Raw genomic sequence first — 12,100 nt, 5'->3', positions numbered from 1 at the left:
GCGAGCAGCCGTCAGACGTCCCGTTGGTAGACGTCGGGAATGCCGTCGGCGTTCGCGTCCAGTCGTTCCTCGTCGCGGATGCGGCGGTAGACGCGGGCGCGGGCTCGCAGGACGACGGTGGCCAGCAGCGCGGAGATCAGGGAGCCGGCCAGCACGCCGATCTTGACCATGTCGTCCTGCGGGGTGCCGGTGCCGAAGGCCAGCTCGCCGATGAGCAGGGACACGGTGAACCCGATCCCGGCGAGAAGCGACAGGCCCAGCACGTCCCACCACGACAGGTCCTCGGCGAGCCGGGCGCGGGTGAACCGCTGCACCAGCCAGGTCGCGCCCAGCACGCCGACTGCCTTGCCCACGACGAGCCCGACGACGATACCCAGCGTGACTCGGCTGGTCAGCGCGCTGGCGGCGCCTCCGCCGACGACCCCGACCCCCGCGGCGAAGAAGGCGAACACCGGGACGGCGACGCCGGCGGACAGTGGCCGCCAACGGTGCTCGAAGTGTTCCGCGAGCCCGGGCCCGGATCCCTCGGCGCGGCGGACGACGGGGACGGCGAAGCCGAGCAGGACCCCCGCCACGGTGGCGTGGACACCCGACTCGTGGACGAGCACCCAGGTCAGCAGGGCCAGTGGCAGCAACAGCCACCACCGACGGACCCGGCGTTGGACCAGCAGGGTGAACAGTGCCAGCGGCGGGAGGGCGAGCAGCAGCGGGACGACCGAGAGGTCGTCGGTGTAGAAGATCGCGATGATCGTGATCGCGAGCAGGTCGTCGACGACGGCGAGGGTGAGCAGGAAGGTGCGCAGCGCGTCGGGCAGGTTCGTCCCGATGATCGCGAGGATCGAGAGCGCGAAGGCGATGTCGGTGGCGGTGGGGATCGCCCAGCCGTCGAGGCCGTCGGTCCCGAGATTGATCAGGGTGTAGAGGACCGCGGGGACGATCATGCCCCCGACCGCGGCCGCGACCGGGAGAGCGGCCCGGGCCGGGTCGCGCAGGTCCCCGGCCACGAACTCGCGCTTGAGTTCGAGACCGGCGACGAAGAAGAAGATCGCCAGGAGGCCGTCGGCGGCCCAGGTGGCAAGACTCAGGTCCAGATGCAGCGACGCCGGGCCCACCGTGAGGGCTGCGAGGTCGGTGTAGGCCTGCGCCCACGGGGAATTGGCCCAGATCAGGGCGATCGCGGCGGCGCCGACGAGCAGGGCACCGCCGACCGTCTCGCGGCGCAGCACGTCGCCGATCCGACGCTGCTCGCGCCACGTGCCGCGGGCGAACAGGTGGGGACGGTTCACGGGTGACCTCCGGGCAGGCGTCGGCTCGACGCCGACCAGACTTCCCGGCACACCACGCAGGACCCTACGGGTCGTGGCACGTCCGAGCCGATCGAGCGGACGACGTCACACCCCGCATCACGGTCTTCGTCAGGAGGCTGCAACGTCATGTCGGCCCCCGGACGAGGTCGGCCGTGCTGTGCTGGAGTCCGACCGTTCGAGAGGAGACCGATCGATGAGCCTGCTGGGCAACCTCCGTGATCTCATCGGGGACCTTCCCGACGAGGCCCCACCGCCGCCCCGCGAGCAGCGGGCGGTCGAGGTCCGGGGACGTCGCTGCCGGACCCTCACGAAGCGCTCAACATGCGGCAGGCCGGGACCGACGCCGCCTCGTCGGTGAGGTTCACGGGCAGAGCGAGGTCCCGCAGGACGGTCGGGCCGGGCAGCGGGAGGGCCGACCGTGCCCGTTCGAGCCCGCCGACGAGGGTGGCGTCGGAGTTCGCGGGGATCGCCGCCAGCGCTTCGCGCTGCTCCCGGAGCGACGCTGCCCGCTCCCGCAGCAGGTCGACGACGGTCGCGGTGGTGGACTGGCCGTTGTCGACGGGCGCCGGCCCCGCACGGTTGACGCCGGCGGCGGAGGCGTCGAGAGCGGTCGCCCGGTCCTCGAGGTAGGCGACCATGCGATCCCGCGACCCGGCCAGGTCACCCGGCACGGTCGCCGGGACCGGCACGGTCGAACGGACGGCGGGCGCCAGCGCGGAGCAGACCTGGCCGAGCCAGGTCTGGGGGGTCGGGGGCGCGACGGTGTTCTCGGGCGCCATCGGCCGACTCTGCGGGGGAGCGGCCTCGACGCCGTAGCTGCACCCGGCGACGACGGCGAGGGCGACGGTCACGGCGAGCACGGCAGGGACCGGGTGTCGTGGGGTCACCCGGTCCTGGTACCGCAGGTCTCTGGCCGGGAATCGGACCAGCCGCGATCGTCAGGTGGTCGTCAGGTGGTCGTCAGGTGGGCGAGGACCCGCTTCGTCGGCTCCCGCTGTCCTCGTCGTAGGCGCGCATGGCGAGGGCCGTGTAGAGGGCGAAGGTGTCCGAGCGCATGGTGGCCCGGTGGGCGGCCGATGCCCAGTACGCGGCGTCGCGCAGGGCGGCCACGTCGTGGGCGGCGAGGTCGAACTCGGCGGCGAGGACCCCGGTGAGCGCCCGCACGTCCTCGATCATCGTCGCGTGGTGCTGCGGCCCCCCAGCGGGGGCGGGCTCGCCGAGGACCTCGTCGCGAGCGATCAGCGCGCGGGCGGCCGCCTGCCGCACCGACACCCCCGTCTCGGCGCAGACGATGTCGGAGAAGTCCGCGGACCCGGCCTCGCACGTCACGTCGGACCTGCCCTCCTGCGCTCCCGGCCGGGCGGGCGCCCGACGCGGCCGTGGACATGCAACGCCGGGACGGGCCACGGTGGAAGGGGTCCGCCCTTGCAAGTTCCTGACGACCGCGGTGGTCGGCTCAGCCGCGGTCCTCGTCCCCGCGCGTGGTCGGGGTGCGGGGCGGGGACGACCGGACCACGAGGGTCTCCGCCGCCAGGTACAGCGAGGCCATGAGCAGGTAGAGCCAGACGAGGAGGATGAGCCCGCCGCCCAGGGCGCCGAGGCCCTGCGCGACGCTCGCCGCGACCGAGACGTACACCGGGTACAGCGCGCTGGCCAGCACCCACCCGCCCACGGAGAGCGCTCCGGCCGCCACCAGCGCGCGCCGGTTCCGCCGTCGTACGCCGGACCGGAGGACCAGCACCGCCCAGCCGAACAGGGCGAGCAGCATCAGCGGCCACCGGAGCACCCGCCAGAGCAGGTGCCCGCCGGGCACCCCGAGCCACGCGATCGGATCCTGCACGGCCGCCGCCGTGACGGTCGCGGCGCCGACCAGCAGCAGGACCCCCAGCACGGTGGCGACCCGCCAGGAGCGCGGCGCGGTGCCGGAGATCGTCGCGAGGCCGTGGAGCACCGAGCGCAGCGTTCGGACCACCAGCACCACCGCGGCGGCGGTCCCGACCGTGAGCAGGCCCGGGGTGCTCGTGGCCAGCAGCGCGGTCGCGGCGTCCGCGGCCGCACTGCCCCGCGTCGTCAGCACGAGCCGCAGCAGTCGGGTCATCCCCTCGACCGCCGCGGTGTCGGCCGCGCCGGGCAGGGCCGGGGCCGCCGTCCGGAGGATGGCCACGACCGTGAGCAACGCCGGGAACACGGACAGGGCCGCGAAGAACGCGGACTCGGCCGCGAGGGCGGGGAGCCGGTGCGCGGAGGCGGAGGCGACGACCCGGCCCGCGGCGGTCCGGGCGAACCGTCGCCGTCCGGGAAGGATCACGCGGACAGGCTGCCCGGTGGAGCCGCCGGCCGATGCGGCGACCCCCTGCGGGGTCAGGCGCTGGTCGAGGCGCGCCGCTCCGACGGCGCCATCTCGACCACCTCGCCGGACCGGCGCGCGGCGCGGAACGCGTCGACCTCCTGCTTCACCACGGGGGCGAGCAGGTAGAGCCCGATGATGTTGAACAGAGCCAGCAGGAACAGCACGGCGTCGGCGAAGTCGAGGACGGCGCCGAGGGTGAGCACGGAGCCGATCACGACGAACAGGCAGAAGACCGCCTGGTACAGGCGTTCGGAGAGGGTGCTGCGCCCGAAGAGGTAGGTCCAGGCCTTCTGGCCGTAGTAGCCCCAGGTGATCATCGTCGAGATCGCGAAGAGGGCGACCGCGAGGGTGAGCACGTAGGGGAACCAGGGCAGCACCGTCTCGAACGCCGAAGAGGTGACGACGACGCCCGAGGGGTCCTCCCCGGCGGCCGCGGCGGCCTGCGCGTCGCGCCAGAAGGTGGTGTCGGCGACGACGATCGTCAGCGCGGTCATCGTGCAGACCACGACGGTGTCGACGAACGGCTCGAGCATCGCGACGTAGCCCTCGGTCGCCGGGTGCCGGGTCTTCACCGCGGAGTGCGCGATCGGGGAGGAGCCCAGCCCGGCCTCGTTGGAGAACGCGGCGCGCTGGAAGCCCACGATGAGCGCGCCGACCGCACCGCCGGCGACGCCGGCCCCCGTGAACGCCCCGCCGAGGATGGCGCCGACCGCGGCCGGGATCAGGGGCAGGTTGACCAGCAGCACGATCAGGCAGGCCGCCACGTAGACGATCGCCATGGCCGGCACGAGCCGACTGGTCACGCGGCCGACGGAGCGGATGCCGCCGAAGATCACGGCGCCGACCAGCAGGGCGAGCAGGACACCGAAGACCAGCGCGGCGCCGTCGCCCCCGAGGAGCCCGGCCTCGCCGCCGGTCACCTCGGTGAGCTGGGCGAAGGTCTGGTTGGCCTGGAACATGTTCCCGCCGGCGACCCCGAAGAAGAGGATGAACACTGCGGCGAGGCCGGCGAGGACCTTGCCCAGCGAGCGTCCGAACGCCGTCGGGAAGCGTTCGGCGATGCCGCGCCGCAGGTAGTGCATCGGGCCACCGGAGACGGTCCCGTCGGCGTGGTGCTCGCGGTAGCGGACCCCGAGGGTGCACTCGACGAACTTGGTGCACATGCCCAGCAGCCCGGCCACGATCATCCAGAACGTTGCCCCCGCGCCGCCGATGGTCACCGCGACCCCGACCCCGGCGATGTTGCCGAGTCCGACCGTGCCGGACACCGCCGACGTCAGCGCCTGGAAGTGCGAGATCTCCCCGGGCTCGTCGTCGCCGGTGTACCGGCCACGCGCGATGCGGACGGCCAGCCCGAAGCTGCGGAACTGCGGCGCGCGGAACACGACGGTGAAGATCAGCGCCGCCAGGATCAGCCACCCGACGATCCAGGGGAACGACACGCCGAAGAGCGGGATCTCCGCGAACACGACCGCCGAGAGGCCCTCGGAGACGGGTGTGAACACGGCGTCGATGGCGTCCTCGATCGCCGAGAGGGTTCCGGACGAGGCCCCCTCCTGGGCGAGGACGTCGACCACGGCGGGTGGTGGAGCGGCAGCCGTCATACGGACATTCCAGACGCTCCGCCACGGACCACAAGGCCCGCGACCGTTTCGTCAGGCGATCGTCAGGCGGGTCGTGTGGTCGCCGTTTGCCCGGGCAGCGCCCGGGGAACGGCGGGGTCGTCCGGTCGCGCGGCGCGGCCCCACCCCGAGGAGCGCCCCGATGGCGGATCGGTCCGAGGACGCGCGTCGTCGACCGTGGCCGGTGCGCGGGTTCGCGGCCGTGACCACCCGCGGCTGGTGGGCGGTCCTCGCGCTCGTGGCCGTCGGGGTGTGGCTGGCGACGACCCTGCTGCCCTCGCTCGCGTCGGTGGGCGGGGACGGCGGGGTGTCCTTCGTCGGTGAGGACGCCCCGGCGGTGCAGGCGCAGGCGCGGGCGCTGCAGATCTTCGGGCTCCCCGTGCTGACTCGGATCGCGGTGGTGCAGCGCGACCCGGCGGGGCTCTCACCGGAGGCGGTGGACCGGGCGGTGCGGCGGGCGCTGGACGCCTCGCGCCCGGCGATCGACGGTCGACCGACGCCACCGCTGCTCTTCGCGCTGCCTCTGGTCGACGGTGTCCCGGCGACCCTGCCGTCGAGCCTCTCGCCGGACTCGGAGGCCCTCGGCCGCGCCTTCGACGCTCTCCCGGCCCCGGGCGCCCGCGGACCGACCACGGTCGTGACGTACCTGTTCACCGATCCGAACGCCAATCCGTACGTGCAGCAGCAGGTGGCGCGCGACTACGCCGCACGGATCGACCGCCCCGACGACCACCTCTCCGGTTTCAGCGGGCTGATCCCGTTCCAGCTCGAGCAGGGCAACGTGGTGAACCGGCACCTCACGGCGGTGGAGATCGCGTCGGTGCTGGCCGTCGCGCTCGTCGTGGCGGTGGTGTTCCGGTCGTTCCTGGCCCCGCTGGTCACGTTGGTGACCGCTGGGGCCTCCTACCTGGTCGCCGACCGGGTGGTCGGGTTCGCAGCCGAGCTGTCGGGCATCAGCGCCCCCGGGCAGCTGCAACCGGTGCTCGTCGCCCTGACCCTCGGGGTGAGCACCGACTACTCGATCCTGTTCCTCTCGGGCCAGCGGGCACGACTACGCCGCGCGCAGGGCGGTCCGGAGGCCGCGCGTGGAGCGGTCGAGGACTACCTGGCGATCGTGCTGGTCGCCGGGGTGACGGTGGTGGCGGGGGTCGCGGCGCTCTCGGCCGCCCGGACGTCGGTGTTCCGCGCCTTCGGCCCCGGCCTCGCCCTCACCGTCGCCACCACCCTCGTGGTGTCCGTGCTGCTCGTGCCCGCCCTGATGGGCCTGTTCGGCCGGGCGATGTTCTGGCCCGGTCTCCGACGACGTTCCGCGGAAGAGCCCGCCGAGCCGCGGAGTCGATTCGTCGAGCTGCTGCGGCGGCGCCCGGGCGTGGCGCCGGTGACCGTGGCGGTCGTGGTGGTCGTCCTCGCGCTCGCCACCGTGCCGCTCGCCGGCCTGCGGGAGTCGGTCTCGCCGATGCGCTCGCTGCCGGCGGACAACCCGATCCGCACCGCCTGGGAGGACGCCGCCGCGGGCTTCGCGCCGGGCATCCTCTCGCCCACCCAGCTCGTGCTGACCGCACCTGGGCTCGCCGACCGGCGCGCGGAGCTGGTGGCGTTCCAGCGGGCGCTGCTCACCACACCCGGGGTGGCGGGCGTGATCGGACCGGGAACGGTGGATCTGCGACGCCCCGACGCGCCGTTCTCGGTGTTCACCGCGGCCGACGGGAACGCGGCGCGCGTCCTCGTCGTCCTCGACGCCGACCCGGTGGGCGCGCAGGCGATCTCCGACCTCCGTGACCTGCAGCAACGGCTCCCGACGATGCTCGCGACCGCCGGGCTGGGCGGGGTCGGGGTGGCGACGGCGGGGGACACCGCGATCGGTCTCGGGCTCGTCGACAGCGCCCGCGGGGACCTGGTCCGGGTGGCGGTCGTGGTCGCCCTGGTCGACCTGCTGCTGCTCGTGCTGTTCCTGCGTGCGCTCGTGGCACCGCTGTACCTGCTGCTGTGCAGCGCCTTCGTGGTCGGTGCCTCGCTCGGGGTGACCACGCTGCTCTTCGGGCCGAGCAGCGGGCTGATCTTCTTCGTGCCGTTCGCGGTCGGTGCGCTGCTCGCGTCGCTGGGCTCGGACTACGCGGTGTTCGGCATCGGGGACGTCTGGTCCGAGGCCCGCACCCGCCCGCTCGGGGAGGCCCTGTCGGTCGCCGTCCCGCGGTCGAACACCGCGATCGGCGCGGCCGGCGTGACGCTGGCCGCGAGCTTCGGCCTGGTGGCGATCGTCCCGCTCGACTCCTTCCGTCAGCTGGCGTTCGCCATGGCCTTCGGGGTCCTGCTCGACACCTTCGTCGTCCGGAAGTTCCTCATGCCCGCGTTCATCGCGTGGGTCGGCCCGGCGAGCGCCTGGCCGAGCCACCGGCTCCGGCCCGACCGAGCTCCGGCCGCCTGATCCCGATCCCCCCCACCGGAAGGACGTCGAGCGTGCGCACGGCATCCCTGGCCCTCCTGCTCGTCCTGGTCCTCGGCGGATGCAGCGACGGCGCGCAGCCCGCGGGTCCCCCGCCGACGCGGCCGTTCACGCCCGAGAACACCTCGGCCCCACCGTCGCCCGACACCTGGCTCTCCCAGGTCTGCACGGGACTCGCCCCGGCGCGGTCGACGACCGGGCCACCCGGGACCCTCCCGGGCGACCCCGCGGCCTCGAAGCAGCTGATGCTCGCCTGGCTCGACGGTCGGATCTTCGGCGTCTCGCGCGCGGTCGAGCAGGTGAACGCGGCCGGCCCCGCGCCGGTCGACGGCGGTCAGGGCACCACCGCGACGGCGGTCGACCTCCTCCGTCAGCGCCAGGCGGCGCTCAGCCGGGAACGGGAGGACCTCGCGGCCGTGCCGGACGACGATCCGGCGACCATCACGAACGCCCTCCAGCAGGTGCGTGCGAACGCCGTCACCACCAGCGCCGCCACCCTCCGCGACCTGGCGATCCCGGCCGCGCTCGCCGACGAGGCGACCGACGTCCCGGCGTGCGAGGGACTCCGCTGAGCGTGGTGCTCAGTCGTCGCGGTCGGGCACGAGACCGCCCTCCGGGACGTCGCGGTGCAGCGGCAGCATCGTCCGGTACCAGGTCTCGGCCGGCACGGAACCGCCCGTGAGGTCGCCGTCGGAGCAGACGCGGACCGGGCCGGTGCACACCGGCTGGGGGGCACCCCGGTCGGAGAACGTCATCACCGCGCCGGCGTAGGCGGTGGTTGCGCCGAGAAAGGCCGAGGACGCCGAGACCTGGGTGGTCCCCGTCTTGCCGATCATCGGGCGGTCCCAGCCGACGTCGTCGGCCGCGTCGGCGGAGGTGCCGTCGGTGTGGTCCTCCGACAGCGCGGTCCGTAGGTCGGCCGCGACATCGGCGGGCACGGCCTGTTCGCAGGCGGGGGAGGGCAGATCCACGGGCCGGCCGTCGCGATCGGTGACGGAGAGGATCGGCGTCGGCGGGCACCAGCGGCCGTCGGCGACGAGTGTGGCGCCGACGTTGGCGAGCTCGAGCGGGCTGGTCGGGTTCGGCCCGAGGGTGAACGAGGCCTGCTCCTGCGCGGACACGGCCTCGCCGACGGTCCCGCCGCCGGGGGCCGGTGCGTCGAGGGAGCGCCGGAGTCCCAGCGCCCGGGCGGTCGCGACGACGGGCCCGATCGAGCCGATCCGGTCCTCGAGTTCCACGAACGCGGTGTTCGGCGAGGTCGCCAGCGCCCGGGTGAGCGTCATGCGGTCGTCGTAGCTGCCGAGGTTCTCGACGGTGTAGCCGGGGGAGATGGACGAGGTGTAGCGCTCCGGGACGTCGAGGTCGTCATCGGGCGAGACCAGTCCCTGCTCTAGCGCGGTCGCCGCCGTGAAGATCTTGTACACCGAGCCGGCACCCCGCAACGGCGCGGTCGTGAGCGGCAGCGAACTCTGGCCCGCAGCCGCGTCCGGTCCGTACTCCCGGTTGGCGGCGAGCGCGAGCACCGGTCGGGAGGTGGTACCCGGGGCCACGACGGCGACCACGTTCGCGACCCCCGAGGAGTCCCCGATCCGCCCGGCCGCCGCGTCGGCGCGCGCCTGCGCGTCCGGGTCCAGGGTGGTCCGGACGGTGTAGCCACCGGTGCGGAGTTCCGACGGCGAAATCCCGGCCGCCGCGAGCTCCTCCTCCACGTAGCGGCAGAAGAAGCCCGTACCCTCGACCGCCGCCCCGCACCCCGGCGCCGGGCGGCGGAGGGGCGAGACGACCCCGAGCGGTGCGGTGTCGGCCGCCGCGGCCTGCGCCGGGGAGATCGACCCGACGTCGGCCATGGCGCGCAGGACCTCACCCCGCCGGGCGCGTGCTGCGGCCGGCTGCTCCGTCGGGTCGTAGCCCTCCGGGCTGCGGACGATGCCGGCGAGCAGCGCGGCCTGCGGCACCGTCAGCTCCGCCGCGGTCGCGCCGAAGTACGTCCGGGCCGCGGCCTCGACGCCGTAGGCCCCGTTGCCGAAGTAGACCAGGTCGAGGTAGCGGGCCAGGATCTCGTCCTTGCCGAGCCGCTCCTCGACCCGGTGCGCGAGCCGCACCTCGGTCAGCTTGCGGCTCAGCGTGTCGGCGGTCGCCGCCCGACGGTCGGCCGCCGTGTCCGCCACCGCGTAGAGCCGGTAGTTCTTGACGTACTGCATTGTGATGGTCGACGCGCCCTGGCCCTCGAGCGGGGAACCGCGTACCGCGTTGCTCGCGAGGGCCCGGCCGAGCCCCCGCCAGTCGACCCCGTCGTGGACGAAGAAGCGGCGGTCCTCGATCGCGACGATCGCGGCCTTCATGGTGTCGGCGATGGCGTCGGAGCCGACCGGGAGCCGGTAGCGCTCGTAGAGCCGGGCGATCGGGGTGCCGGCGGAGTCGGTGATCACCGACGCCTCCCGGACCCGACCCCCGGCGAGCGAGCCGGAGGTCAGGTCGACCGACGCCGCGGCCCGCCCGACGAGCAGGCCGCCGGCCAGGACCGGGGGCAGCGTGAGGCCGGCGAGCAGGACGCCCGCCAGGGCGCAGGCGGCGAGCGCCCGCGCCCCTGCGCGCGGACTCACGCCTGGGCGCTCCCGGTGACCGGCCGTTCCGCGCCGTCCTCGCGGGACTCTCCGGACGCGTGCTTCGGATCATCGCCGCCCTCGACCGTCCCGGTCTCGGCCGTTGCGGGCGTTGCCGTCTCCTCGGCCTCGGCGTCCCGGTCGGCGCCCGGTCGGTAGCCGCCGCCCGCGGTGTCGGAGAGGACCACCGGGCCGCCGTCGGTGACGGCCGGGTCCGAGCGCAGGGCCTTGAGCACGCCGATCGCCATGAGGATGAGCACCACCGCGAACGGCAGGCCCGTCGTGATCGAGGCCGCCTGCAGCGCGTCGAGGGCCGCGGCCCCGCCCACGAGCAGCAGGACGATCGTCACCGCGCCCTCCATCAGCGCCCAGAACAGGCGCTGCTGCCAGATCGGGTGCGGGTCGCCCCCGTTGGTGAGCATGTCGACCACCAGCGAGCCGGAGTCCGACGACGTCGCGAAGAACAGCACGACCACGACGATCGCGAGGACCGAGGCGATCGCCGAGACGATGCCTCCGACGGGCAACGTGGACAGGACCGTGAACAGCGAGGACTCCGAGCTACCGCCGGCGATGTCGGCCTGCCCGGAGAGCTGCTGGGCGAGGCCGGTGCCGCCGAGGACGGAGAACCAGACGATGGAGGCGCCGACCGGAGCGAGCAGCGCGCCGGAGACGAACTGGCGCACGGTGCGCCCGTAGGAGATCCGAGCGATGAACATGCCCACGAAGGGCGCCCAGGACATCCACCACCCCCAGTAGAAGAGGGTCCACGAGGCCTGCCAGTCGAACGCGGCGGGCTGGGTGTCCGGGTTGAAGACGGTGAAGCTCGTCCCGATGATGTTCTGCAGGTAGTAGCCGGTCCAGTCGGCCAGCCCGGTGAGGACGAACATCTTCGGGCCGACGGCGAACACGAACACCATGAGGGCGAAGGCGAGCCACAGGTTCACCAGCGACAGCCGCCGGATGCCCTTGTCCACGCCCAGCATCACGCTGACGACGGCCACGGCGGTGATGGCGCAGACGACGAGGACCTGCGTGGTGGTCGTGTTCGGTAGCCCGGTCAGCTGATTGAGCCCGGAGCCGATCTGCTGGCTGCCCAGACCCAGCGAGGTGGCGAGACCGAACAGGGTGCCGAACACCGCGAGGATGTCCACCACCGCGCCGGGCCACCGGAAGACGCGCTGCCCGAGCAGGGGGTACAGCGCTGACGCCGGACGCATCGGCAGGCCCTTGCGGAAGCAGAAGTAGCCCATCGCGAGGCCGAGCACGATGTAGATCGCCCAGGGGTGGAGCCCCCAGTGGTAGAAGGTGTAGTTCATGCCGCGCTCGGCGGCCTCGGGCGTGCCCGCCGGGCCGGTCGGCGGGTTCATCGCGTGGTAGGCGGGCTCGTAGACGCCGTAGAAGACGAGACCGATGCCCATGCCCGCGGTGAACAGCATCGCGAACCAGGCCGTCGTGCCGTACTCGGGCGAGGCGTCGTCGGGACCGAGCTTGATGCGCCCGTACTTCGACACCATGAGGTACAGCGCGAAGGCGAGGAAGCCGGTCGCGGCGAGGATGTAGAACCAGCCGAAGTAGCGCGAGATCCCGTCCAGGAGAGCGGAGAACACCCCGCTGGTGCCATCCGGGAAGATCGCGCCCACGGCCAAAAAGGCGAGCACGACGATGCCGGAGACGAGGAAGACCGGCGGGTTCGTGTGGGTCCGGAGGTAGCGGGTGAGGGTCGAACCGCCCTCGGTCCCGCCCTCGGGACCGCCTGAATCGGTCGTGGTCAT

The 12,100-nt window shown here is 73.6% G+C and carries 9 protein-coding genes; 2 read left to right on the top strand and 7 right to left on the bottom strand.

What is annotated here, in order from left to right:
* Positions 1-11 precede the first annotated feature (11 nt).
* The 5 genes from nhaA to ACQPYX_RS24785 all read right to left on the bottom strand — a co-directional run bounded on the left by nhaA (position 12) and on the right by ACQPYX_RS24785 (position 5,261).
* Positions 12-1,286, bottom strand: coding sequence for a Na+/H+ antiporter NhaA (gene nhaA, locus ACQPYX_RS24805; protein ID WP_433799932.1), 1,275 nt, complete (start codon positions 1,284-1,286; stop codon positions 12-14).
* Between the two features lie 326 nt (positions 1,287-1,612).
* Positions 1,613-2,158: a hypothetical protein gene (locus ACQPYX_RS24800; RefSeq protein WP_433799931.1), complete on the bottom strand. Its 546-nt coding sequence runs from the start codon at positions 2,156-2,158 to the stop codon at positions 1,613-1,615.
* Between the two features lie 109 nt (positions 2,159-2,267).
* Positions 2,268-2,636 carry a hypothetical protein gene (locus tag ACQPYX_RS24795; RefSeq protein WP_433799930.1) on the bottom strand — a complete coding sequence of 123 codons (369 nt, stop codon included), beginning with the start codon at positions 2,634-2,636 and terminating at the stop codon, positions 2,268-2,270.
* Between the two features lie 127 nt (positions 2,637-2,763).
* Positions 2,764-3,615: a YhjD/YihY/BrkB family envelope integrity protein gene (locus ACQPYX_RS24790; protein ID WP_433799929.1), complete on the bottom strand. Its 852-nt coding sequence runs from the start codon at positions 3,613-3,615 to the stop codon at positions 2,764-2,766.
* Between the two features lie 53 nt (positions 3,616-3,668).
* On the bottom strand, positions 3,669-5,261 hold the full coding sequence (locus tag ACQPYX_RS24785) for an alanine/glycine:cation symporter family protein (protein ID WP_433799928.1): 1,593 nt from the start codon (positions 5,259-5,261) through the stop codon (positions 3,669-3,671).
* A gap of 160 nt (positions 5,262-5,421) precedes the next feature.
* On the opposite strand from ACQPYX_RS24785, the gene ACQPYX_RS24780 reads away from it, so the two are divergent.
* Positions 5,422-7,704, top strand: a complete 2,283-nt coding sequence (locus ACQPYX_RS24780; RefSeq protein ID WP_433799927.1) for an MMPL family transporter — start codon at positions 5,422-5,424, stop codon at positions 7,702-7,704.
* Positions 7,705-7,736: 32 nt separating this feature from the next.
* A complete protein-coding gene (locus ACQPYX_RS24775; protein WP_433799926.1) occupies positions 7,737-8,294 on the top strand; it encodes a hypothetical protein in 558 nt (185 codons plus the stop codon).
* A 9-nt stretch (positions 8,295-8,303) separates the two neighbouring features.
* On the opposite strand, the gene ACQPYX_RS24770 is transcribed toward ACQPYX_RS24775, so the two are convergent.
* Positions 8,304-10,325, bottom strand: a complete 2,022-nt coding sequence (locus ACQPYX_RS24770; RefSeq protein WP_433799925.1) for a transglycosylase domain-containing protein — start codon at positions 10,323-10,325, stop codon at positions 8,304-8,306.
* On the bottom strand, positions 10,322-12,100 hold the full coding sequence (locus ACQPYX_RS24765) for a BCCT family transporter (RefSeq protein ID WP_433799924.1): 1,779 nt from the start codon (positions 12,098-12,100) through the stop codon (positions 10,322-10,324). The genes ACQPYX_RS24770 and ACQPYX_RS24765 overlap by 4 nt, the downstream gene beginning before the upstream one ends.

It is taken from the genome of Actinomycetospora sp. CA-084318 (assembly GCF_050955885.1).
Taxonomy (GTDB): Bacteria; Actinomycetota; Actinomycetes; order Mycobacteriales; family Pseudonocardiaceae; genus Actinomycetospora.
This window is presented reverse-complemented; position numbering and strand designations above follow the sequence as displayed.